The organism is Pseudoalteromonas sp. Angola-30, assembly GCF_028599215.1.
Taxonomy (GTDB): domain Bacteria; phylum Pseudomonadota; class Gammaproteobacteria; order Enterobacterales; family Alteromonadaceae; genus Pseudoalteromonas; species Pseudoalteromonas atlantica.
Genome location: NZ_JAQREI010000012.1, coordinates 1 through 24,236, shown reverse-complemented (window position 1 = coordinate 24,236; position 24,236 = coordinate 1). Strand labels below are relative to the sequence as shown.

At 41.9% G+C, this 24,236-nt stretch carries 19 protein-coding genes and 1 pseudogene; 3 read left to right on the top strand and 17 right to left on the bottom strand.

Annotated elements, in window-relative coordinates; genetic code table 11:
• The 16 genes and pseudogenes from PSH54_RS20840 to PSH54_RS14305 all read right to left on the bottom strand — a co-directional run bounded on the left by PSH54_RS20840 (position 1) and on the right by PSH54_RS14305 (position 16,440).
• The gene (locus PSH54_RS20840) at positions 1-582 is read right to left on the bottom strand and encodes a flagellin (protein ID WP_420875623.1); all 582 of its coding nucleotides are present in this window, start codon (positions 580-582) and stop codon (positions 1-3) included.
• A pseudogene (locus tag PSH54_RS20835) lies at positions 562-1,482 on the bottom strand (flagellin N-terminal helical domain-containing protein); the annotation flags it as partial. The gene PSH54_RS20840 and the pseudogene PSH54_RS20835, both read right to left, overlap by 21 nt.
• A 310-nt stretch (positions 1,483-1,792) precedes the next feature.
• Positions 1,793-3,298, bottom strand: coding sequence for a flagellin (locus PSH54_RS14370; RefSeq protein WP_064386724.1), 1,506 nt, complete (start codon positions 3,296-3,298; stop codon positions 1,793-1,795).
• Between the two features lie 274 nt (positions 3,299-3,572).
• The gene (gene flgL, locus PSH54_RS14365) at positions 3,573-4,841 is read right to left on the bottom strand and encodes a flagellar hook-associated protein FlgL (protein ID WP_138686018.1); all 1,269 of its coding nucleotides are present in this window, start codon (positions 4,839-4,841) and stop codon (positions 3,573-3,575) included.
• A gap of 2 nt (positions 4,842-4,843) precedes the next feature.
• Positions 4,844-6,850 carry a flagellar hook-associated protein FlgK gene (gene flgK / locus PSH54_RS14360; RefSeq protein WP_273606407.1) on the bottom strand — a complete coding sequence of 669 codons (2,007 nt, stop codon included), beginning with the start codon at positions 6,848-6,850 and terminating at the stop codon, positions 4,844-4,846.
• A 1-nt stretch (position 6,851) separates the two neighbouring features.
• Positions 6,852-7,868 carry a flagellar assembly peptidoglycan hydrolase FlgJ gene (flgJ, locus tag PSH54_RS14355; protein WP_248450542.1) on the bottom strand — a complete coding sequence of 339 codons (1,017 nt, stop codon included), beginning with the start codon at positions 7,866-7,868 and terminating at the stop codon, positions 6,852-6,854.
• A 135-nt stretch (positions 7,869-8,003) separates the two neighbouring features.
• On the bottom strand, positions 8,004-9,098 hold the full coding sequence (locus tag PSH54_RS14350) for a flagellar basal body P-ring protein FlgI (protein ID WP_004588022.1): 1,095 nt from the start codon (positions 9,096-9,098) through the stop codon (positions 8,004-8,006).
• 11 nt (positions 9,099-9,109) lie between these two features.
• On the bottom strand, positions 9,110-9,793 hold the full coding sequence (gene flgH / locus PSH54_RS14345; protein ID WP_004588021.1) for a flagellar basal body L-ring protein FlgH: 684 nt from the start codon (positions 9,791-9,793) through the stop codon (positions 9,110-9,112).
• Between the two features lie 20 nt (positions 9,794-9,813).
• A complete protein-coding gene (gene flgG / locus PSH54_RS14340) occupies positions 9,814-10,602 on the bottom strand; it encodes a flagellar basal-body rod protein FlgG (protein WP_004588020.1) in 789 nt (262 codons plus the stop codon).
• Between the two features lie 21 nt (positions 10,603-10,623).
• Positions 10,624-11,367, bottom strand: a complete 744-nt coding sequence (locus PSH54_RS14335) for a flagellar basal body rod protein FlgF (RefSeq protein ID WP_004588019.1) — start codon at positions 11,365-11,367, stop codon at positions 10,624-10,626.
• A gap of 176 nt (positions 11,368-11,543) precedes the next feature.
• Positions 11,544-12,914 carry a flagellar hook protein FlgE gene (gene flgE, locus PSH54_RS14330; protein ID WP_064386727.1) on the bottom strand — a complete coding sequence of 457 codons (1,371 nt, stop codon included), beginning with the start codon at positions 12,912-12,914 and terminating at the stop codon, positions 11,544-11,546.
• A gap of 59 nt (positions 12,915-12,973) precedes the next feature.
• On the bottom strand, positions 12,974-13,654 hold the full coding sequence (locus tag PSH54_RS14325) for a flagellar hook assembly protein FlgD (RefSeq protein WP_004588017.1): 681 nt from the start codon (positions 13,652-13,654) through the stop codon (positions 12,974-12,976).
• A 13-nt stretch (positions 13,655-13,667) separates the two neighbouring features.
• Positions 13,668-14,099, bottom strand: a complete 432-nt coding sequence (gene flgC, locus PSH54_RS14320) for a flagellar basal body rod protein FlgC (RefSeq protein WP_004588016.1) — start codon at positions 14,097-14,099, stop codon at positions 13,668-13,670.
• 5 nt (positions 14,100-14,104) lie between these two features.
• Positions 14,105-14,512 (bottom strand): flagellar basal body rod protein FlgB, encoded by a 408-nt coding sequence (gene flgB / locus PSH54_RS14315; protein ID WP_029773927.1) that lies wholly within the window; start codon positions 14,510-14,512, stop codon positions 14,105-14,107.
• A gap of 143 nt (positions 14,513-14,655) precedes the next feature.
• On the bottom strand, positions 14,656-15,486 hold the full coding sequence (locus PSH54_RS14310) for a CheR family methyltransferase (protein ID WP_004588014.1): 831 nt from the start codon (positions 15,484-15,486) through the stop codon (positions 14,656-14,658).
• Positions 15,487-15,507: 21 nt separating this feature from the next.
• Positions 15,508-16,440 carry a chemotaxis protein CheV gene (locus tag PSH54_RS14305; protein WP_004588013.1) on the bottom strand — a complete coding sequence of 311 codons (933 nt, stop codon included), beginning with the start codon at positions 16,438-16,440 and terminating at the stop codon, positions 15,508-15,510.
• 140 nt (positions 16,441-16,580) lie between these two features.
• Between PSH54_RS14305 and flgA the strand changes: the two genes are divergently transcribed.
• The 3 genes from flgA (at position 16,581) to flgN (ending at position 18,112) form a co-directional block, all read left to right on the top strand.
• A complete protein-coding gene (flgA, locus tag PSH54_RS14300) occupies positions 16,581-17,288 on the top strand; it encodes a flagellar basal body P-ring formation chaperone FlgA (RefSeq protein WP_054982971.1) in 708 nt (235 codons plus the stop codon).
• Between the two features lie 76 nt (positions 17,289-17,364).
• On the top strand, positions 17,365-17,688 hold the full coding sequence (gene flgM / locus PSH54_RS14295) for a flagellar biosynthesis anti-sigma factor FlgM (RefSeq protein ID WP_004588011.1): 324 nt from the start codon (positions 17,365-17,367) through the stop codon (positions 17,686-17,688).
• Positions 17,681-18,112: a flagellar protein FlgN gene (gene flgN / locus PSH54_RS14290; RefSeq protein WP_126007883.1), complete on the top strand. Its 432-nt coding sequence runs from the start codon at positions 17,681-17,683 to the stop codon at positions 18,110-18,112. The genes flgM and flgN overlap by 8 nt, the downstream gene beginning before the upstream one ends.
• A 157-nt stretch (positions 18,113-18,269) precedes the next feature.
• Here the strand turns inward: flgN and PSH54_RS14285 are convergent.
• Positions 18,270-24,236: Ig-like domain-containing protein (locus PSH54_RS14285; protein ID WP_273606406.1), on the bottom strand; the 5,967-nt coding region annotated here is incomplete at its 5' end.

Sequence of the window (24,236 nt, the reverse complement as noted above, 5' to 3'; positions counted from 1 at the left end):
TTAACCTAATAAGCTAAGTGCTGTTTGTGGTAACTGATTCGCTTGCGATAAGATTGACGTACCTGCTTGTTGCAAGATTTGGTTTTTAGTCATCTCTGCTGTTTCAGTTGCAAAGTCTGTATCTTGAATACGGCTACGTGATGCTGATACGTTTTCTTCAATGTTAGCAAGGTTACTAATAGTGTGGTCAAAACGGTTTTGAACCGCACCTAAACCAGCTCGCTGAGCATCGATGTTAGCAATTGCGTTGTCGATAATTGCTAGTGCATCTTGTGAATCTTTTTGAGACAGAATATCAATTGAATCAACATCAACAAGTTTACTTGTGGTTTCTGCTGCTGGAGCATAAGACGCATCATTTGGTGTTACAGTAAATACTTCAGATGAATTCACTTGTACGCCGCCAGTAATTCGCGTAGCGCCAGTTCCATCAACCAAGTTTGTTGCTATGCCATCAGTACCATCATAACCTTGAGGTGTCACTGCAATGCTAACCGTTGAAGTAGCTGCAGTATCTGTAACATTCTCAATGGTAATATCATCACCATCGTTATTTGAAATAGACAGCACACCGTTGTCGATAGAAGCTGAAACACCGTGTTCGTCTGTTTTAGCGTTTATTGCCTCAGCCAAAGCTTGGTTATCACCATCAGCACTACCTGTTGCTACAAAAGAAAGTTTTTCTCCGTTTAAATCTAAACTTACTGTTTCATCGGCCGCAGCTGCTGTATTAAAACTTAAATTTGCTTCTGTTCTTGCTTGTGCTGTAACGCCTGTTGTACTTGTCGCACTATTGATTGCCGCAGCTGCTTCTTTTGCGGTTGCGCCAGCTGCAATATTTACAGTTGAATCTTCACGACCAGAAATATCAATTGTACTACCTGCTACAGCACTTGTTGCTGGTAGCGTTCCCGCTGCAGTAGTCGCTTGACCAAAACCACCTGCTGCTGCTGATTGAAGGTTTATTTGATTTGTACCAATTTTGTTAGCTGCAACACTTGAAAGTGACACGTTAATTGTTTCATTAGAATTAGCACCAATTTGAAAAGACTTAGAACCAAAACTACCATCCAATAATTGCTGACCACCAAATGATGTTGTTTCTGCGATACGTGTTAATTCAACTTGTAATGCAGACACTTCTTTTTGCAGTGCTTCACGGTCTTCTGAAGAGTTTGAACCGTTAGCAGATTGTAGTGCTAGTTCACGCATACGTTGTAATATGCTTGTAGACTCACTCATTGCACCTTCAGCAGTTTGTGCCATTGAGATACCATCGTTAGCGTTACGTTGTGCTACTGCTAAACCATTTACTTGTGAAGTTAAACGGTTTGAAATTTGTAGGCCTGCCGCATCATCTTTTGCGCTGTTGATACGCATACCTGATGATAAACGTTCCATTGACGTTGCAAGGTCAGAGCCTGAAGTAGATAAGTTACGCTGAGCGTTTAATGAAGATACATTTGTATTTACTGAAATCATAATAAAACTCCTGATTACTTTCGTAATGTGACTGTTTAGATTTAACCAAGAGCTGTCACAATTGTATGTTCAAGCTCTGTACTGGTTAAGTTAACGGCAGGAGAAAATTTATCTTTAGCGTTATTTTGATTTATTTTTAAAGTAATTTATTAAACAAACCTAACCACCTAATTTTAAAGAGAATAATAAAAAATTACCCCATAAAAAAGTTTTCCTTTCACGTACATCTTACTATTTTTCGTCAAAAAAATAAAAAGCACACCTATAAAGGTGTGCTTTTTATTACAAGCTTTATTAATAGCGTTTGTTACTAACCACCTAATAAGCTAATAGCTGCCTGTGGAACCTGATTCGCTTGCGAAAGAATTGACGTACCCGCCTGCTGCAGTATTTGATTTTTAGTCATTTCTGCTGTTTCTGTAGCAAAATCGGTGTCTTGAATACGGCTGCGCGATGCAGTTACATTCTCTTCAATGTTTGCAAGGTTGTTAATTGTAAAACTAAAGCGGTTTTGTACCGCACCTAATCCCGCACGTTGCTCATCAATATTGGCAATGGCATTATCAATTATTGAAAGCGCATCTTGAGAGCCTTTTTGAGTAGTCACATCAATATCAGCTGCATTTTCAAGCTTACTGGTGGTCTCATTGATAGTCGCAGCTAATGATGTATCATTTGCAGTAGCAGTAAATACCTCAGCAGAATTAAGCTGAATACTTCCCATTACTCGTGTTGAATCTGTGCCACTACCACTGGTAAGTGTTACTGCGGTATCTGGGTTACCATCATATGAAGCTGCGGTAACATCTAAAGTAGCAGCAACCGCTGTACCTGTAGCATCAGTCGTTTCAAAATCTTCGATTACTACGTCTTCACCTTGGTTGTTAGAGATAGTTAGCACGCCATTTTCTATTACAGCTGTAACGCCGTGCTCATCTGTACGCGCATTTATCGCTTCAGCCATTGCTTGCTCATCACTATCTGCGTTAGCAGTGGCAACAAATGATACTTTTTCGCCATTTAGCTCAAAGCTTACTATTTCATCAGCAACGGTAGCTACACCACCAATATCAAGAACAGCCTCAGTACGAGCTTGAGCTGAAACGCCTGTCGTTCCCGTCATTTGGTTAATTTTAGCTGCGGCATCTTTTGCTGTGGTACCTGCTTCAATATTAATTATTGAATCATCACGACCTGAAATCGTGTATGTGCCTGTAGCGACTGAGTTTGCAGGTGCTGTAGCGCCAGCTGCAGCAGCAGTACCAAAACCTGTATTTGCAATACCTTGTAAATTTAATTGGTTTGAGCCAATTTTTTCAGCTGCAACGCTTGAAAGTGATACATTAATTGTTTCGTTAGCGTTAGCGCCTACTTGGAAAGTTTTACTACCGTAGCTACCATCTAGTAGTTGTTGACCACCAAATGAGGTAGTTTCTGCAATACGTGTTAACTCAACCTGAAGTGCTGACACTTCTTTTTGCAGTGCTTCTCTATCTTCTGCTGAGTTTGAACCATTAGCTGCTTGCAGAGCAAGTTCACGCATACGCTGAAGTATGTTGGTCGACTCACTCATTGCGCCTTCAGCGGTTTGCGCCATTGAAATGCCATCGTTGGCGTTACGTTGAGCAACTGATAAACCATTTATTTGTGAGGTTAAACGGTTTGAAATTTGTAAGCCCGCCGCATCATCTTTTGCGCTATTAATACGCATACCTGATGACAAACGCTCCATTGACGTTGCTAGGCCTTCGCCAGATTTTGTTAAGTTACGTTGTGCGTTTAATGACGACACATTAGTATTTACTGTTAATGCCATTTTACCATCTCCTAGGTTTAAACAGAGTGTGGTTCAACACGTTTTAACAGGAACCACTATTCGATAATTTCTAATTATTAAAAAGCATTTACTGTGCCAACTTTTAAATAAATATAACCACATGTTTTTAAAGTGTTTTCTATTAAAACATTAAACATTAATAATAAGTTATCTGGTTAGCTGGAGTGACGACAATTTATTGCCGCTATTTTGAGGGAGGTTTTTGCCGCTTTGTATTAACTAAAGCGGCAAGGTATTTCTGCTTATAATCTGTTTATAAGTAATCAAATAAAGAAAGGTTTGTTAAACGGCCAAACGTGGCTTGTGACGCTTGCAGTGCGGTTTCTTGTTTAGTGAGTTCACTAATGGCTTCTGCCATGTCTACCTCTACTAAATCAGAAAGGTTACTTTTGTTTTGAATGTCTTGCGCAAGATTTGAGTCACTCACACTTTCAACCGCATTCATCCGCCCGCCTAAGCTCGCTTGCGTATACACAACTTGCTCACTTGCATTTTGAAGCTGTACTACACCATCGGCTAATACTTGCTGAAAATCATCGTTTTCAAGTGTGCCATCATTTAACCCCGTAATGAGTGATTGTAATGTATTAAGCACGTTTTCTTTGTGCGGCTTTTCGAGAGTAAAATCAAGCTGGCCTGGTGCTGCGCCTTCAAATTCGATTTTCATGCCTGCAAAATCGATTGGCTCATCCGTTACCTCGCCTACTTGTGCTGGGCTCAGCGACACGCCGTCACGCAAAATTTCATAAGTATCAGGGTCGTTGGCGGTAGCGCCTGGTGTTATTACCACATTATACGTGTTCGCTGTTGCCGCTGCGGTTGGATCAGCATTGTAATTATCTTGGTGGAAACGGTCGAACTCTGTTTGGCCATCTACATAAACCGTGCCTGCTGTAATATTATTTGCAGGCGTAGTTACCGGGATCGCAGCTTGATTATCAGTAACATCAAGTCGTGCGTCGCTTTTCTCAAACGTATCAAAACCGTTATCGCTTGATTTAATACTTACCCCTTCAGCAATGGTTATAACATGCTGGCCTTGATCCCCATTATAGGTGTACTCACCTGTTGTAGAGTCAAACTGGTATGGTTGAGTGCTATCTTGGTAGCCTGAAAAAATAAACTTACCGTCTTCTGAGCGGGTATTCATTAAATTGACGAGTGTTTTTTGTATTTCACTCAGCTCAGCAGCGATAGACTCTAAATCATCTTGAGTATAAGCACCATTGCCCGCTTGAATAGCCAGCTCTTGGGCTTGCTGAATATTAGTATTTATACTTTGTAAGATGGTTTCTTCAGTTTCTAGGCGGCCATTTAACTGGTCAATATTTTTAGCGTGCTGCTCATTTGTTTGTATTTTATTTGAGTAAAGCATCCCTTGCGAAATAGCAGCAGGTGCTTCTGAGGTAGTTAAGTATTTTTTACCTGTCGTTACTTGCTCTTGTGCATTAGCAACACTTTGTTGGCTATCGAGTATTTTATTAATGTTGTTTTGGTACATTAAGTTATTTGATAAACGCATAATTACCTCGCTGCACTTAATAAGGTGTCAAAAATTTCTTGAGCTGCAGCCAACACTTGAGCTGATGCTGAATATGATTGCTGAAAACGCAGTAAATTGGCAGCCTCTTCATCTAGGTTCACACCTGAGAGCGACTCATACCACGCTTCTGATTGCTCTGCTAACGCATCAAATGCGCTGGCACTGGTAATGGCTTGGCCGGTTACTACGCCAATATCACTCACTAACCCTGAATAGGCTTGATTAAACGTTTCGTGATTGTCGGCAGTGGCTGTTGTCACTACATTTTTACGTACTAACTCACCATTTTGTAAATCAGCGAGTTTTAAACCATTACGGTTATCGTCAAAGCCACCTTCGTTAAATTCAAGGGTAAAGGTGTCTCCGGTAGCTGGCGTGCCTTCAATGTCAAAGTCAAAGCCATAGTTGCTATAAGGTGCACCAGCCTGAGCCAGTATACCCTCTGCCGGTGGCGTTATAGTAAAGGTTGTGGTGCCATTTGCGTCTGTAATTTGATATTCGTTTGCAGTGCCTGTTTTAACTAACGTGATATCGCCATTGGCTAAACCAGGGGTAGTGTTAAAGCCACCCGAGGTAACACTTGTTACTTCTCCGGCTGAAATAGTCGCTGTACCTACATTATCTATACTGTTAGCTGTACGAATAGGCGATGCCAGTGCTAAGTCTTCACCGCGGCTTGTCGCAAGGGAAATACTGGTTGCCGCCTCAGAGTTAAGTTTAATTTGAAACTGATCACCTGTATTACCAGTACCTGCTACATCAATTTGTAAACCAAACGACTCCCCACTCGTAATGTCATCTGAGTCGATAACACCTGATGGCGGTATAGTCGCTAAAGAGGCGCTGCCTATCGGCTCCCCTTTATTATCTATAGGCTGAATGCTCACTTCATTTGCATTAGCGGTATAAGTAACAATAAAGTCGCTGGCAGGCAGTTCACTGCCTTTACCAGCCTCAAGCGTGGCAGTTAAACTGGCGCCGCCTGTATTAGCTTGGTATGCATAAGCACCCACGGTAGGTATATTAAATATATCACCGCCTAGCTCGCCGTTAGCATCCATACCCAATTTATTTTGCTCGTTGAACGCATCTGCAATTGCCAATCCCATTTGGCCAATTTGGTTTTGTGCAGGCACGAGTATGTCGTCTCTAAAAGCCAACAAGCCGCCAATTTTGCCTTTTAATTTAGTTGCATCTATTTCTAGCGGCACAGCTTTGCCGCCATTAACGTCAAGCGTCAATTCTTTAAAATTAGGATCGGGGTCGCCCGACAGTGAAAACAAGTTAAATGTACCGTTTTCCATAACTAAAGATTCACCGCTGCCCATAAAGACGAGTTTTTCGCCATTAGGGCCATCAAGTGTTTCTATATCAACAAGCTCTGATAATTCACGAATCGCTAAGTCGCGCTGGTTATAAATAGAGCTTGCGTCAGAGGCGTTATTTGTGCCATTTACGACTGCAATTTCTTGGTTTAACGTATTTATATTTTGGATAAGTGAGTTGGCTTCTTCAGAAAAAATCTCAAGCTGCTCATTTACTATACCTTGTTGCTCAAGCACGATACCCGAAAGCCTATCCATTTGATCAACTAAGCTTTGCGCATCGGTCATTACTAATGAGCGAGCAACTGTTGAAGACGGCTGATTTAGCGCCTCTTGCACGTTATTAAATAATGAATTTATGCCCGTTGATAAGTTATTAGACTCTTCTGAAAAAATAGTATCAACACGGTTGGCTTCTGTTACAAACTGATCAAAAAACGATTTATTTGACGTGTCGCGGTTTAACTGCGACTGGGCAAACTCGTTCAATAACCTGTATGTTTCGCCGCGACCTACTTGGTTATCGACCATCGTGGTAAATTCAGTGCGCTCACGTACGTAGCCTTCTGTATTTACATTGGTGATGTTTTTACTGGTCGTTTGCAACAGCTCAGAGCTTGAACGCACCCCAGCACTGGCAATATTTAATAAACTAAACGACATATTACTTCACTCCTTGGGTAAACGCGCTTGTTGCAATATTTTTAAGCTCACTGCTATTTAGCACTTTTTTTATTTTACTCGCGTAATTAGGATCGGTTGCATAGCCTGCTTTTTGTAGCGAATCTAAAAATTCGTTTGGCTGTGCTGTTTTTTGTAATGCTTCTTCGTAGCGTGGGTTTTGCGTTAAAAAATCGACAAAGTCGTTCACGCTTTCTTTTATAGAATCGTAAGCTCTAAAACTTGCTTGCTTTTTAACAGGGGTACCTTGCTCAAATTCAAGCGTTACTTTACTTGCTTTATCGCCTTCCCAGCTTTTATCTGATTTAATATTGAACAGGTTATTTGAGCTATTCCCGTCGCTTTTATTAATAATATGCTTACCCCAACCCGTCTCAAGTGCCGCTTGGGCCACCATTACTGCGGGGTTTAAACCAATTTTTTCGGCCGCTGTTTTAGCATGCTCCCACACTGCACTAACAAACTCTTCAGCATTATCAAATGACGACTGCTGTGTAGGCTGTGTTGTGGTTTTAGTTTGTGTTGCCGCACTGCTGACTACTAAGTCATCTTTATTTGCTTGCTTTACACTGTGCACCTTTTCGTGCGGCAGTTCAGAGCCTGCGCGTTTATCACTCATAAAGTCGTTAGTAGTTCTTAATACTGAGCCAGGCATAAAGTTCTCAGCCTCTGGAGAAAGCTGCTGAACAATTAAATCAGCCAAACCCAAAGACCCATTTGATGAAAGCTCAGAAGAGAGCTGCTGATCGTGCATTTCTTCAAAAAACTTTACGCCGCTAGAGTTAAACGGGCTGTCTTCATCTTCAAATGCTTCGTTGGCTTTACGCATCCCTTTTAGAAGCATTTGTGTAAAAATAGCTTCAAATTGTGCCGCTGCTTTTTTTAGCGCCGCTTTAGACGCATCAGTAGATGCATCACCGCTGTTTAAAGCGTCTTGACGTAAAGTATTAAGATTACTTAAATCAAAAAAGTTTTGCTTATCGAGGTGATTTGTTTCCATCAGCTTTTTGACACAAAAATAAATAATGCTTTAAGAAATGCAAAAATTGAGCCAAAGAAAAGTAAACAGTAAAAAGCTTAAGTACCTTTTGAGTACTTAAGCTTTATTTGGAAGGGTAAACATTCTTAAAAATAATTAAATAACAACAAGCTGTCCGTTAATTGCACCCGCTTCTTTAAGCGCTTCTAAAATAGCCATTAGGTCTCCAGGTGCTGCGCCTACTTCATTTATAGCACGCACTAAGTCATCTAAGCTAACGCCGGGGTTAAATACAAACGCACGAGAATCATCTTGATTAACGTCAATAATACTTTGCTGTGTAACAACGGTTTCGCCTTCTGCTAACGGATTAGGCTGCGTTACATTTTGCTGTTCAGCAATTGTGACTGTTAGGCCGCCATGGGTTATTGCCGCAGGCTGTAGCTTCACATTTTTGCCAATGACAATCGTTCCCGTACGTGAATTAACAATAATCTTGGCTGAGGTATCAGCAGGCTTAAACTCTAGGTTTTCAAGCGTTGATAAATAAGACACTCGTTGCGATGCATCACGTGGCGCAATAACGCGTACTGAGGCAGCGTCAATAGCTTGTGCACTATTAGGGCCTACCAAATTGTTAATTGTTGCTTCTAAACGTTTTGCCGTTGTAAAGTCAGGGCGGTTTAAGTTAAAAGTAATGTAGTCGCCTTGCATAAAAGGGCTTTTAACTTCGCGCTCAACAGTGGCTCCGTTAGGTACGCGGCCAACTGTCGGGGTGTTAATGACCACTTTACTGCCATCAAGCCCTTGTGCTCCTAAACCACCCACAATTAGGCTACCTTGTGCTATGGCGTATACGTTTCCATCCACCCCTTTTAAGAAAGTTTGGAGCAAGGTGCCGCCACGTAAACTGCCTGCACTGCCAATAGAAGATACCGTAATATCAATTGTTTGACCCGGCTTTCTAAACGGCGGAAGCTCAGCATGGACTGCCACTGCTGCTACGTTTTTAATTTTAGGGCTTTGTGTCGAAGGCAGTGTAATACCAAAACTGTTTAGCATGCCTCTAAAACTTTGTTGCGTGTAAGAGTTTTGCTCTCCTGTACCAGGTAGTCCCACCACTAAACCATAGCCAACTAATTGGTTGGCACGTACGCCTTCAACCATAGAGACATCTTTTATACGCTCGGCGCTGGCAGAAAATTGCCAGCCTAGCAGTATGATCAAAATAAACGCTTTAATGCTATTCATACTACTATCCTCTAAAACGGAAATAACGAGCTACTAAAGAAACGTGTTAACCACCCTGGGCTTTGCGCTTCTTGTGTTTGTCCTTTACCTGAATATTGAATTCGGGCATTGGCAATTCTATTCGACTCAACCGTGTTATCGGCGCTTACATCTTGCGGACGTACAAGGCCTTCGAGCCTAATAAACTCTTCGCCGGTGTTAAGTGTTAGCCATTTTTCACCACGAATAACTAAATTACCATTGGGTAAAACACGCATAACATTCACCGAGATATCGCCCACTAAGCTGTTTGACTGATTTGATTTAGAGTCACCGGTAAATGATGAATCACTACCAATGCCAAACTGAATACTGTCGCCACCTATATTGACTGGTAATCCACCTAACCCAATAACGGGGTCTAGGCTGGCTTCGGTTTCTTTGTCAGTTTCGGTTTTAGCGGCTTTTGTAGCTTGTGTTGACTCTTCAAGCTTAACGGTAATTATATCGCCGGTTCTAAGTGCTTTTTTGTCTGAATACAAATCATTAAATGTATTGGTGTTAAACAACGAACCCGTTGCAACAACAGGCTCTGCTACAGGCTCTGGGTACATGGGTGCGTAGTAGGGGTCATCTTGAACCACTTCACTATTTTGCGTAGAAACACAGCCACTTAAAAATAAGGTGCCTGCTGCAAATAAAATAACATTACGCATAACTATCCCCTTGTGCACGGTTATAACTGTTGATTGATGTAGCTCATCATTTCGTCAACGGCCGAGATTACTTTTGAGTTCATTTCGTAAACACGTTGAGTTTCGATAAGGTTTACCAATTCTTCCGTTACATTAACGTTTGATGTCTCAAGCGAGCCTTGAATAATAGTTCCTAAGCCTTCTACGCCTGGATTACCTTGAACAGGCGCACCACTAACAGCGGTTTCGGTGTAAAGGTTTTGACCAATTGGCTCAAGACCCGATGGATTAATAAAGTCACTAATTGTTAGCTGGCCAATCACCACGTTATCGGCTTGCCCTGCAACGCGTACAGATACTTCACCATCTTGAGAGACTGTAATTGATTGCGCATCATCGGGTACATTCATTTCGGGCTGAACAACAAAACCTGCACCTGAGGTAACAATGCGGCCGTCTTCATCGGTAGTAAATTGCCCATTACGCGAATACGCAATATTGCCATCGGGTTGCAGCACTTCAAAAAAGCCTTCGCCTGAGATCATCCAATCGAGTGAGTTTTCGGTAGTGAGCATATTACCTTGCGTAAACTCTTTTTGGTTAGCAACCACTTTTGCACCCGCACCTAGCATTAGGCCAGATGGCAGCTCGGTATCTTGTGATGAGCGCCCGCCAGGTTGGTTGATGTTTTGATACAATAAATCTTCAAAAATAGCGCGGCTTTTTTTGTAACCTACGGTACTGGCATTCGCCAAGTTATTTGAAATAACTGAAATATCAGTTTGTTGAGCGTCTAGCCCTGTTTTACTTATCCACAATGCAGGATTCATAAGTATGCCCTCATTTTAAAGTTAAACTATGCGCATCAACTGATCTTGACGTTCGTCAATCTCTTCAGCTGTTTTCATTAGTTTTACTTGTAACTCAAATTGACGTTGGTGGTTGATCATATCGACCATTTCGTGAACTGGATTAACGTTAGACATTTCCAGTGCACCACTTAACACTTTTACATTTGCAGAGGTATCGACGGTTTGCCCTGGTACAGGTCTAAACAAACCATCGTTGCCTTTTTCAAGCTCTCTGCTGTTTCCTTCAACAACGCGCAGCGTGTCTACTTCTTCTAAAAAATTGGCTGGTGCGCCTTGCGGGCGAACCTGTATGGCGCCATCTTCACTAAAGCTTATTTTTTCAATAGGAACCGGTAAAATTACGGGGCCACCTTCGCCAATAACTTGACGACCATGACTTGTTACCAACATACCTTGCGCAGTAATGTTCAGCGTACCTACTTTTGTGTATGCCTCATTTCCTGAGTCATCTTGAACGGCAAGCCAGGCGTTATCGCTCATGGCAATATCTAAATCTCGCCCTGTTTCGATTATACCGCCAGAGGTCATGTTAGAACCTGGTCGCTCTTGCATTGAAAACACGCGAGTTGGTAAGCCCTCGCCAAATGCTTGCATAGAGCGCGCTTGCGCAAAGTCAGCTTTAAAGCCTGTGGTGTTTGCGTTTGCCAAATTATTGGCTTTAAGTGCAAGCCCTTGTAGGCTTTGCTTAGCGCCAGAGGCTGCAATGTAGACCATTTTGTCCATAACATCGACTCACATAAAAAATCTCTGAGTTGATAAATGCAAAATAGATGCCAGGTTAAATTTGACGCAGTATAAGGAAGGTATTGAACGGTTCAGCTAGGCTAATTTTAGCTACATAGCTACAAAAAAGGCTGCAAAAATGCAGCCTTAGAGTCTTAACCAAAAATAAGGTTAACTTATCGAATCTGCAAAATACTTTGCTGAATTGTTGAGTTAACTTCAAGCGCTCTTGAGTTCGCTTGGTAGTTACGTTGAGCGGTAATCAAATCAACTAATTCGTTTGTTAAGTTGGTATTAGATTGCTCAAGCGCGGATGAATTAATACTACCAAAAGTACCCGAGCCTGCTTCACCGGCCACTGGCTCACCAGAGTCAATGCTTTGCTTCCAGCTGGTATCGCCTACTTGTGAAAGGCCTTGAGAGTTTGGAAAGCGAACCATAGCAACTTGGCCTAAGTAGGTTGAATCGCCATTGCTGTATGAGGCAACAATTTTACCGTCTGTGCCAATATCAATACCCGCTAAACGACCCACTGTAGAACCATCTTGGTCAAGTGCTTTTACTTCAAAGCCACTTGAGTACTGAGTTGGAATACGGCCAGCTGTGTTGTTTTCATCACGCCAGTTTAGTTCAATACCTGTACTTGGGAATGTTGCGCCGTTATCAAGCATTGACGACAAACCAGTACCTGAACCTGCCGGTAAATTAATTTCATCAAACGTGGTGGTGTTAGTATTTGCTACACCATCTGTTGTGGCGGGTAAACCGCTAGAATCAAAACCAAGTGTGGTAATAGGTGTATATGGTGTAGTTGTTTGCTCTGCACCAGATGTACCGTCTACCACTTTACCATCAAGCGTAGCGTATACTTCCCAGCTGTTATCAGTCCCCCCAGAAGCTGCATCTTCTTCTTTTACAAAAAAGTATTGCAGAATATGTGGTTCCCCTAATGAGTCGTAAACTGTAGTAGACGTCGACGAATTATAGGTACCGTTCGATGTCGGATCAAAATCGAGGCCTGTTGCATCCGCTGTTGCATCTAAGTTGAACGATAAAAATACGTTTTCGGTTGCGCGAGGTGAACCTGATGAGTCAGGAATTTGAATCGGGTTTGTAGTACTTAAACTAACCGATGTGGTATCACCTGATGACTCGTCTACTGGAAAAGCTTGTAAATAATTACCTTTGGCATCAACCATAAAGTTATCTTGGTTAAGCTTAAATGCACCTGCACGAGTGTAGGTTAAATCTTGCGACGAAATATCGTCGGTCATTGCAAAATACCCTTCACCGGTAATCGCTAAGTCTAATGAGTTGTTAGTAAATTGCAGTGACCCTTGGTGGAATTGCTGTGCAACCATGGTTGTTTGCACACCATCACCGTTTTTAGTTTTACCTGCACTAAAAACAGATGCAGCGTATACATCGGCAAATTCAGCACGCGATTCTTTAAAACCGGTGGTGTTTACATTAGCAATATTATTTGCTGTTACGTCTAAGTCTTTTTGAGCGGCAGCTAGGCCTGTAAGTGCGATATTAAAGCTCATAATTCACCTCTAACTTTTAATCTAATAGCCTGCTAGCAGGCGAAATACTTTTTAATTGGTTATGCGATCTCTGCGACATCAGTCAACCTAACCGCACCCTCTTTAGTGTTAATAATAATGCCACTAGAGCCATTGATATTAACGCTTTCAATGTTTTTGAATGTTGCCACCGGTAAGCTTGAAAACTCGCCGTTGGTACTGCCCTCTGCAGTAATAGTGTATTCGCCCTCTGGTAGGCGCTCACCGGATTCATTATTACCATCCCAGCTAAAGCGCACTGCACCCGCTGCTTGCGAACCCATATCGATAGTTCTAACCAGTTGCCCAGAAGCATCTGTGACTTTAATTGTTAAATTATCAACGGCTTCTTCAGCAACCGCAGACCCTTTTGCCTCTCCGCTTTCGCCAAGCTCAAGCGTATTAGATTCTAAAAGCGCTTGCTTACCAACTAGCGTTGATGCTTGTAAAGCGGAGTTTGAGGTCATTGACGAGGCAAGTGACTCAAAATTTGTGTTTAAATCTGTGATGCCTTGCGCCATGGTAAAGTTAGTCATTTGCGCAATCATCTGATCGTTATCAGCCGGATTACTCGGATCTTGATACGATAGCTGCTGAGTTAGCAACGAGAAAAAATCTTCCTGCGTTAATGCATCGCTCTCTTCAGTGGTTGTCGCTACTTGGGTCTCTTGCCAAGTTATAGAGTCCAAAAAAGATGAACTAGTACTAATATCGTTACTCATAACCTACCCTCGGTTATCGCTGCCCAAGTAACAGCGTTTTGCTTAACATTTGCTTAGCTGCATCGGCAACTTGCACGTTTGTTTGATAAGAGCGAGAAGCAGAGATCATATTTGCCATCTCCTCAACAACATTAACGTTGGGTTTATAGATATAGCCATTTTCATCCGCACTTGGGTGATTAGGGTTATATTCAATTTGTAGTGGTTTGTTACTCTCAACAATTCCCAGCACTTTAACACCAACTGCGGAGCCCTGAGGGTTGCTGGCTGAGGCAGACGCTTTTGTCAGCTCGGCAGCAAATACAGGTTGGCGTGCTCGGTAAGTTTTGTCTTGGGATGAACTAATTGTATTAGCATTCGAAATATTACTCGCGGTGGTATTTAAGCGAACATTTTGCGCACTCATACCACTGCCTGAAATATCAAAAACGTTATATAAACTCATAATTATTATCCTTGACTACCGAGCGCTTTATTCAGGCCCTTAAATTTACTACTTAAAAATTGCAGGCTTGCCTGATACTCCATCGCATTCTGTGTATACAAGTTTCGTTCCACCTGTATATCAACTGAGTTACCATCGCCTGTATCTCCTTGATTTGGAGTGCGAAATAATTCAGAACCACCTACACTTCGAGTACCGCCTGCGATGTGTTTTTCATTGGTAGTAACCATGCTATTGCCGCTTTGCTGAGTTGACCTTGCCGCTTTTAATGCTGAGGCAAAGTCGATATCTTTTGCTTTATAGCCAGGCGTATCAGCATTCGCTATATTTGTGGCAAGTACTTCTGCCCGCTGTGAGCGGATCAACATTGCATGCGGGTGCACACCTAATGCTTTATCAAAACTGATAGCCATAACGTTCTCCAAAAAATTGACTTGCTTAAGTTAAAGCAATTTATAAGCCAGTAGTTTTTAGTTACGTTATTTTTTTATAGAGGGTTGTTATTAAATAAAAAAACGACGCTAAGAACGTCGTTTTTAATAACAAAGTGATGGGATTATTTTTTTTGGTAGATGATTCCAGGGTTACAACGAACCATATCAAACTCATTACTTAAGCCCGTCATCGACTCCGACGCACCTAAAAATAAATACCCTTTTGGGTTTAGTGCTTGGGCAAACTGACCAATTATTTTTGCTTTAACCTCTGGTGAAAAATATATAAGGACATTGCGGCAAAAAATAATATCAAACTTCCCCATTAAGGCGTAAGAATCAAGCAAGTTTAAATGTCTAAAGCTCACCTGTTTTCTAACTGAGTCGACAACTTTTGCCATACCGTTGCCGCTATCCATAAAGTACTTTTTACGGCGCTCTGCAGATAGGCCTCGCGCTAATGCCAACGCATCATATTCAGCGTTTTTACACATATCGAGCATTGTGTTAGAAATATCAGTACCAATAATTTGAGCCCCCATACGCAACACGCCCGGTTGCTTGGCCTGAAACTCAGCAACAGACATGGCAATAGAGTATGGTTCTTGGCCTGAAGAGCTGGCCGCTGACCAAATTTTTAATGGTCGGCGGGCGTCTTTAAACTCTGGAAACAGTTTATTTTTTAAAAGCTCAAATGGATATTGATCCCTAAACCACAAGGTTTCGTTAGTGGTCATGGCATCAACTACAGCGGCTCTAAGTTGCCGCTCATGAGGGCCAAGCGTTTTACTCACTAATTGTGATAAAGATTCAACATTAAAACGAGCCATAAGCGGCGCAAGCCTACTTTTTACTAAATACTGCTTGTTTTCGCCTAGCACAATACCACATTGCTGCTCTAAAAATGAGCGAAACTGATCGTAGTCACTTTGCTGCAAATCTTTATTATTCAAATTAATAACACCTATTGTTGTTTAGTCGCAATGAACCCATTTTTTAACTGCTGTTGCCAATTCATCAGGGTTAAATTTTGCTATAAAATCATCCGCGCCTACTTTTTCGATCATCGCCTGATTAAACACCCCACTCAAAGAAGTGTGTAAAATAACATGTAGAGGCGCTAATTTTGGATCTGCTTTAATTTCTGCTGTTAATGTATAGCCGTCCATTTCAGGCATTTCAACATCAGAGATAAGTAAACCTACACGCTCAGTAATATCATTTTTACAATCAAGCTCGGCTATTTCTTTAAGCCTAACTAAAGCCTCTTTACCATTTTTTGCAAGCTCAGTTTGTACGCCAAGTGGCTCAAGTGCTCTTTTTACTTGGTTACGTGCAACAGCTGAATCGTCGGCAATAAATACAATGCGCTCGCCTAAATCTTTTTGTATTGCACTATCGGCAGCAAGGTCGGCACTAACTTCGGTATTTACTGGACAAATTTCGTTTAAGATTTTTTCTACATCGAGAATTTCGACTAGTTCGTTTTCAATCTCGGTAACGGCAGTTAAATAAGAGTAACGCCCTGCTCCCGACGGAGGTGGCATTATTTTTTCCCAGTTCATGTTAACAATACGCTCAACGCCGCCAACTAAAAAGCCCTGCACTGAACGATTGTATTCTGCAATTATTATGAAGCTGTCTTTAACATTTTCAATAGGTCGGCCGCCTACGGCCATTGATAAGTCGATAACTGAAATAGTTTGACCACGAATATGCGCCACACCCCGAATGTATGCATTTGATTTAGGCATACTCGTTAAAGGAGGACATTGCAGTACTTCTCTTACTTTAAATACATTGATCCCAAAACGCTGACGCCCTCTGAGCTTAAATAATAGTAATTCTAGGCGGTTCTGCCCAACCAACTGGGTGCGTTGGTTTACTGAGTCTAAAATGCCTGCCATTCAAATCTCCTAAAGAAAACAAATAATGCGGAACGATAATTGCTTTCTGTTTATAAAGCTACATAACATCGCGGGAGCGTCTACTTTTTGACGCAAAATATTTATACCCTGTTTGAAACCATAAGCATAGTCGAAACATTATGAGTTTGTTAAAAAAAGTCAGAAGATACAGTGTTTTTTATTTTCTTGCTAGCCTCTGCTTAGCAACACCTTTGCATGCAAAAGTGTTTAGTAAAGATTTATTACAAGAAATAGCAATTTCTCATATTGCAGAGCAAGTTACCGTGCCACTTGAAAAAAATGTGGAGATTACCGCGCTTGCCCTCGATAGCCGCATTCCTGATAGAGTATGCGAAAACGAGCCAGAATTAGTCGTGCCAAATGAGCCGCCATTTACACGCCAGGTGACTGTACAAATAAAATGTAACGATGCGCAAAGCTGGACTCAATATGTCCATGTAAGAATCGTTAAAATGGCGCCCGTTGTGGTTGCCACGGCAAATCTAGCCCGTGGTGAAGTTATTACTAAGTCTCATTTAAGCGTACAAATGAAGCCTTCGCAGTTTGTTAGGGTACAATATTTAGATAACCCTTTAATGCTTATTGGCAGCCGCAGTAAGCGAAATATAAGAAGCGGTATGCCGGTTTTGCTCAACCAAATTTGTATGGTTTGCAAAGGCGACGCTGTTAATATTTATGCGAGTATTAAAGGACTTAGAATAAAAACCACGGGGATAGCACTTGAAGATGGCACCCTTGGTGAGCAAGTACAGATCAAGAATAAAAAATCCGGTAAAATTTTGAATGCACGCGTAGATGGTGTAGAGTCTGTACAAGTTAATATTTAATTTCGATTTATACTAAAGTATCCTATGTATATGCCGATAACTTGGCATAAGTTGGGTAATATACAGGTTTATTATTATGGTTAATCAAGTTAATGGCAGTAATCAACAAGCTAACGCGCTTACAAACGCAAAACAGCAACAAGTTGATATTAAAAAAGATAACGCTGCAAGTACACAAACAACACAGACTCCTTCACCCAAAGCTGCGAGCGATTCAGTGAGCCTGACGCCGCAAGCACAGCAGTTAAAAACACTGCAAGATAAAGCACAGCAATCATCTGGCTTTGATAGTGAAAAGGTCGCTGAGCTTAAAAAAGCGATTACCGAAGGTAAATACCAAATTGATGCTGAAAAGCTGACTAAAAACTTAGCTGATTTTGAGTTTAACGTATATGGCTGATCACAATAGTTTAATTAGCGTTAAATTAAATGAACAAGTTAAATGCTTGGACTCATTATATGCGTTATTAAACGAAGAGCTTAGTATTATTGCCTCTCGCAGAGGTGAAGGTTTAAAAGAACTTGCCCAACAAAAAATGTCTTTTTTAACTAAGCTTACGCAGCTCGATAAAGAGTTGAATAAACTTTTTGCTGCAAATGATGAAAATGCCCCTGACGTAACTGAACGAGTAGCGCAAGTTAAAGCGCAGTTAGCGCAGTGCCAAAAACAAAATAAAGTAAACTCACATGCTGCCCGCCAAGCACACTTAAGTGTAAAACAATTAAAAGATATTTTAATTGGCGCCCCAACCAGTATGACTTACGACCAAGGCGGTAGTGTAGTTAATACCGACAGCAAGCTGGTTCGTAACCTAAAAGCTTAACTGCTTTTATCTATCCTAATTTATTAAAAAAGCCCTTATTGAAATCTCAATAAGGGCTTTTTTAGGTTTACTACTTAGCACAAAATAATAACCACACTTTTGATTAAGTGAGTTTTAGAAACCCACTTCAGCTATTTAACTGAAGTGGGTTACTGATTTAAATATCTGTTTGATTATTACCATTTTCAATTAAGTGTTTAATCATTTCCTCTGATTGATTTTGAACATCAACTGCTGGCGCTGCCTCATCAACACTTCCTCCACTTTGTGCAGGGCTATAAGCAATTGCAGAGCCTTCATCGTCAATCAAGGTATTAAGAGCAACGAGTTGCTCGGTATCTTCGTCAATAATTACATCATTGATATTAAGGGGCTCTGTAGAGCTCATAGACACCGTTTGCTCTGTACTCGATAAAGCACTTACATTACTTAAATTAACCGTTTCTCCTAAAGCATCGCCGGTTACTGCTTCATTTGGCATAGTAGCGCCTAATGCTGCTTCTTCGCTAAACGGCTCAGCGGCCCCTTCTAAGCCAAATGTTGTATCGGTGGCACTTGCACTACTTCCTGCACTAGCAAGTTGTGGGTCGTTTCCTTGGTCAATAATATTGTCATTAATATCCTTAATTAAATAATTACCGGCTTCATCAACTGTGATAAAGCGATAATCAGACCAAGAACCTAAATCAAGAACTGATAATAATGAACTCCAATTTCCATTCTCATCAGGTTGAATTTCCATAGCGCTTTCTAGCACATTTAAGTTTAGGTTTAACACCTCAAGGCCAAGTAAGTTTGCTCCTACAACATATACACTATTTCCTTCTTCTACTGTGCCTTCTGCAGTTAAACCTATTCCTAGTAAGCCCCAGTAATAGTTAGACACTTCGAAGTCTACAGGCGTTGAGTCAATCACTAACCCAGATAAGCTTCCACTTGAAGTAACATTTCCAGATTCATCAGTAGCGGTAGCCGTTACAGTGTATGCCCCATCGAGTAAAGCGTTGTCTGGTGATACGCTCCATACACCTGTCTCACCCGCTGTTGTATCCTTGGTTACAACAGTACCGCTTTCATCTATAAAGCTTACGGTAATATCTTCATTTGCTCCTGCGGTACCGGAGATCTTAGGTGTGCTATCGGCTGTTAATTCTAAACCAGAGTTAATTACTATGCCTGAATCAACTATGCTGCTTATAGATTGCTCGCCAATATTACCTGCATTATCAAGTACGCTTACATCAACACTGTAGTTCCCTTCACTAAGAGGCTGCGAAGCTGTAACACTCCACGACCCATCTGTGTTTACTGTTGTTGAAACATTGTGTGTTTCACCTAGTGCGTCAGTAAACATCACCATAACTGCAGCTCCCGAAAAACTTCCGGTTACCGAGCCTGTAATAGTCGGTGTGGTATCTTGGCCTACTGCAATAGGGTCTATAAATACAATAGGTGCTGTGTAATCAGTACTTGAAACCATGGTATCGCTTGATGAGTTTCCTGCAGCATCACTCACTGTTGCAGTAGCACTAAAATCGCCTTCACTAAGCGGCGTAACAGCTGTGACTGACCAAGTTCCGTTACCTGCCACTTGCGCAGTTAATGTTTGCGAATCACTATTAGCATCAGTAAGTACTAAGCTTATGGTTGTACCTGCCGGAGCATCACTTGTACCTGAGATGGTTGGCAGTGAGTTATTCGTAACTGCAAGTTCATTAATTTCAATTGTAGGCGGAGTTAAGTCAACTATGCCATTAAGACTTGTAGAGCTTGTAAGGTTTAAGTTTTCGACTGTCGCATCAACCGTAAATGCACCTTCAGCTAATGGAATGGTCGGTATTAATGTCCATACACCAGCAATAGCTTGAGTGTTATAGGTTGTTGCATTACCACTGCTATCTGTAATAACAACTTCTACATTACCGTTTATTACATCGGTAGTACCACTAATAGTAGGGGTTGTATCGCTTGTATCTATTATTGGGTTAATTAATAGACTCGGTAAAGTGGTGCTCACAACGCCCGTTTGCGTCACCGTTGCTATATTGCCTGCGTTATCAATACTAATAGCCTCAACGGTTAAATCGCCCTCAGCAAGTAAAGGTGTAACAACAAGCCACGTGCCATCTCCTAATACTGTTGTAGTAACTTCATAAAGTGTGTTTGTAGAGTCGGTAATATTAACAGTGATTAAGCTACCGGTTTCTTCGTCACTGGTGCCTGTAATTGTAGGCGTTAATGTATTAAGTACACCAAAGGCGTCTATTTCTAACGATGGCGGTATGGTATCAATCGTCACTTGCTCAGTAGCAGACTGGCCTAGATTACCCGCAGCATCAGTAATACTTGCAAATACACTATATATACCATCAGGTAGGCTAGTGGTTACTAATGACCACGTGCCATCGCTACCAACAAGGGCATCAAATACTGTTGCGTTGCCGTTACTATCTATCACAGTTACATCAATATCTGTGCCCGGAGCCTCCTCTGAAGTACCAGAAATAGTTAGAATGTCAGTATTGCTGATGCTCAACGGTAAAATATCTACCACAGGCACTAACGTATCAACAACAAACTCGAGCGTTTGTGTTACTACATTGCCGGCATCATCAGTGATACTCACGTTGGCAACATGCTGCCCTTCAGTCAGCGCATCAACCTCCAGTGAAAATAGCCCTGCTGCATTCACTGTTGTTGTAAGTACTGAACCTCCGTCCAGCTGAATCTCTACCACTCCATTAATTAAATCACTGGTCCCTTGAATAATTGGAGTAGAATCTGACGTTGTACCAATCACTTGCAAATTAAGCGTTGGCGAGATGGTATCTACTACACTGCTTAGCAGCTGTGTAGCTGTGATCCCGACTTCACTTAATACATTTACAGTTACAGTAAACACGCCCTCAGCAAGTGATTGAGGAACCTGTACAGTCCATGAATTATCTGCCTGCACTATAGCAACCAAATCCTGTGCTATGTTATCGCTATCTACCACTCTCACTAGCACTTCGGTGCCTGGGGCTTGGTCGGTCGTACCGCTAATTACTGGTAAATCACCCTCGCCAGCTACAAAGTCAACCACCGCATTAAGTAACGGCGTTGAAGCATCTACATCTGCCGTCGTTATAGTGGTGGTGTTACCCGCTTCATCAGTTGCGGAGGCTTCAACAACTGATAAGCCAATAATATTAACCGCTAGGCCTAATAACTCCCAATCACCATTGGCATCGGTGGTTACATCGTAAGTTAAGTTAGCCAAATCACCTGCTAGTTCTAAATTAACGGTGACTGTTTTACCTTCACCTAAATCGGAAGTACCAGATAAAGATACTAGCTGTCCTAATACGAACGAAGGCACAATAGTAAGCTCTGGCCCTACTGTATCTACTTCGCCACCTGTTTTACTATCAACAGAGGTATTTCCTGCGCTATCAGTAATCGTTGCCGAAACACTGTAAACCCCCTCTGCTAATACGTTGTCTGCAGCGGCTTGCCAGTCTCCATTAGCATCCGTTTGTACGGTAATTTGATGCGATGCGCCAGCTGAGTCAGTAAACGTAACGAAAACGTTTGTATTTGGCTCGTTTGATGTGCCACTAATTAATGGCGTGCTGTCTTGGGTAAGTATTAATGAACTTTGATCAATACTAATTTCTGGCGCAATTGTATCTATATTAGCGTTAGTGATATTGCTGCCTGTATTTCCAGCATTATCAGTAATAAATACTTCTACTGAATATGCCCCCTGGGAAAGGCTATTGCTTGCCTCTACTGACCAAGTTCCACCGGCTTGAACCGTTGTATTGACAGTATGCGCATTACCTTGGAAGTCGGTAAATACCACAGCAACCACATCTCCTACGGCTGCACCTGTTACATTGCCAGAAACGCTAGGTGTTAAATCTGTACTACCTACAATATCGTTAATGCTAACCACTGGTGCGGTTATATCAACCACACCGGTAGTGCTAGTATTTACAGGGTTGCCCGCGGTATCACTTGTTGATGCAGTAACAGTATACGTGCCTTCGCTAAGCGATAAAGGAGCTGCAACTGACCATGTGCCATTTGCACCGACTGTGGCATTAACTGTTTGCTCTGCACCTAGGCTATCTGTAATCAAAATAGCGACTATGGCGCCTTGTGGGGCTGTACTTGTACCTGAAATTGTAGGCGTTGTATCATTACTCGTTAGTAGCGGTGTAATATTCAATTCTGGGGCTGTTAAATCTATCAGCCCTGTATCTGTTGCACTGCTGGTTAAGCCACCTTCAGTCACATTAGCTGAAACAGTAAACGTGCCCTCAGGAAGGATATTTGTCGCATCTACACTCCATGTATTATCAGTTACAGTTGTTGTAACCGTGTGCGAGACATTATTAACATCGGTAATAGTAACCGTAACTAACGTACCATTTGCAGCACTACTCGACCCAGAAAGCGTAGGTGTTTGATCGTTTGTATCAACAATGGTGTTTATATTAATGGTAGGTGCATTAGTATTAAGCGTAGCAGTAGCATTTGCTTCACTACTGTTACCAGCTGTATCAGTAATGCTTGCTGAAACTGTCACTTGTCCATCAGTTAATGGCGTGGTTACATCAACACTCCAGGCCCCGCCTGCCCCCACAGTCGTTGTGTAGGTATCAATGCTATCACCATCAGTAATTGTGACATTAATTGTAGTACCTTCAACCTCATTAGATGTACCTGAAATAGTAGGCGTGCTGCTATTAATTGTACCTAATGCGTCAATGGTAATGGTTGGTGCTTGAGTATCAACAAGCCCTGTTCCAGTCGCTGAACCTGTATTATTAGCATCGTCGGTAATACTAACAACAACACTGTAATTTCCTTCAGGTAAATTAGGCGCTGTTGTTTGCCAATTACCATTTACATCAACCGTAGCAGCTAACGTATGCGTATCACCATTACTATCTGTAATAACAATATCTACATTTGTGCCAGTAGGTTCACCAGATGTACCACTAATAACTGGCGTATCTGTGTTAAATACGGTTATGTCGTCCAATGCGACTATTGGTATCTGAGTATCAATTGTTAAGTCGATCGTTGTGTTAGTGATATTATTGGCGTCGTCAGCAACATTAATTTGTGCCGTATAGTTACCATCGGTAAGTGCAGTTGGTACCTCTACCTGCCAATTTCCATCAGCATCTACTACCGCAAAAAAGGTTTGACCATCAATGCTAATTATTACATCAGCACCTATGGCATCACTGGTGCCTGATAGGGTTGGCGTTGTATCTGCTGTAGTGTCGATAGGATTAACGCTAAGAGTAGGTGCTATGCTGTCTATTTCACCTTGTGCTTGCTCAGTGGTTAAATTACCCACATCGTCTCTTACCTCTGCGGTAACAGTGTACTGCCCTTGTGCTAACTCGGTTGGCACTTCAACAGACCAACTTCCATTAGCTTGAACTATGGCCGTAAACTGCTGGCTTTGACCTGCACTATCTACAACGGTTAGTTCTACCTCGGTTCCTTGAACCATATCAGTAACACCAGAGATCACAGGCGTTGCATCGTTCGATAAGGCATCAACAGTCACAGTGAGCGCAGGTGCTTCATTATCAAAATTAAGTGAGTTGACGCTCGCAACATTGCCGGCTGCATCACTTGCAGTTGCAGTAACATACGCAAGACTAAGCAAAGGTACTGTTATGTTGGCAAGTCCCCATGTGCCATCAGCATTCGTGGTAGCAGTGTACGTTGCGCCCACTAAACCACCGACTAAATACTCGGTAATTGTGATCACTGACCCTTCTGGTAAATCAGAATCCCCTGAAAGAGAGACTAAATTGCCTAGGGCAAACGAAGGAATGATCTCTAAAGTCGGTGGCGTTACATCCACTTCGCCGCTGTCTGTACCTGTGCCCGTGTTACCCGCTGCATCCGTGATGCTGGCACTGACACTGTAACTCCCTTCGGCTAAATCAGTCGCTGGGGTGGCACTCCAATTACCATTCGCACCGGTTTGTACATCAATAGTTTGTACGGCATTGGCTGCATCGGTAAAGGTTATCGTAACGGTGCTGTTTGGTGCATCACTGGTGCCCGTAACTGTTGGCGAGCTGTCGTTGGTGAGCGCTGGTGCATC

What these genes read in the sequence shown, in the direction of transcription:
- flgB (WP_029773927.1), bottom strand. Translation starts at nt 14,512, where the DNA reads ATGGCTATCAGTTTTGATAAAGCATTAGGTGTGCACCCGCATGCAATG.
- flgL (WP_138686018.1), bottom strand. Translation starts at nt 4,841, where the DNA reads ATGCGTTTATCAAATAACTTAATGTACCAAAACAACATTAATAAAATA.
- flgC (WP_004588016.1), bottom strand. Translation starts at nt 14,099, where the DNA reads ATGAGTTTATATAACGTTTTTGATATTTCAGGCAGTGGTATGAGTGCG.
- flgK (WP_273606407.1), bottom strand. Translation starts at nt 6,850, where the DNA reads ATGTCGTTTAGTTTATTAAATATTGCCAGTGCTGGGGTGCGTTCAAGC.
- flgM (WP_004588011.1), top strand. Translation starts at nt 17,365, where the DNA reads ATGGTTAATCAAGTTAATGGCAGTAATCAACAAGCTAACGCGCTTACA.
- PSH54_RS14350 (WP_004588022.1), bottom strand. Translation starts at nt 9,098, where the DNA reads ATGAATAGCATTAAAGCGTTTATTTTGATCATACTGCTAGGCTGGCAA.
- PSH54_RS14305 (WP_004588013.1), bottom strand. Translation starts at nt 16,440, where the DNA reads ATGGCAGGCATTTTAGACTCAGTAAACCAACGCACCCAGTTGGTTGGG.
- flgE (WP_064386727.1), bottom strand. Translation starts at nt 12,914, where the DNA reads ATGAGCTTTAATATCGCACTTACAGGCCTAGCTGCCGCTCAAAAAGAC.
- flgH (WP_004588021.1), bottom strand. Translation starts at nt 9,793, where the DNA reads ATGCGTAATGTTATTTTATTTGCAGCAGGCACCTTATTTTTAAGTGGC.
- PSH54_RS14335 (WP_004588019.1), bottom strand. Translation starts at nt 11,367, where the DNA reads ATGGACAAAATGGTCTACATTGCAGCCTCTGGCGCTAAGCAAAGCCTA.
- PSH54_RS14370 (WP_064386724.1), bottom strand. Translation starts at nt 3,298, where the DNA reads ATGGCATTAACAGTAAATACTAATGTGTCGTCATTAAACGCACAACGT.
- flgN (WP_126007883.1), top strand. Translation starts at nt 17,681, where the DNA reads ATGGCTGATCACAATAGTTTAATTAGCGTTAAATTAAATGAACAAGTT.
- flgJ (WP_248450542.1), bottom strand. Translation starts at nt 7,868, where the DNA reads ATGGAAACAAATCACCTCGATAAGCAAAACTTTTTTGATTTAAGTAAT.
- PSH54_RS14325 (WP_004588017.1), bottom strand. Translation starts at nt 13,654, where the DNA reads ATGAGTAACGATATTAGTACTAGTTCATCTTTTTTGGACTCTATAACT.
- flgG (WP_004588020.1), bottom strand. Translation starts at nt 10,602, where the DNA reads ATGAATCCTGCATTGTGGATAAGTAAAACAGGGCTAGACGCTCAACAA.
- flgA (WP_054982971.1), top strand. Translation starts at nt 16,581, where the DNA reads ATGAGTTTGTTAAAAAAAGTCAGAAGATACAGTGTTTTTTATTTTCTT.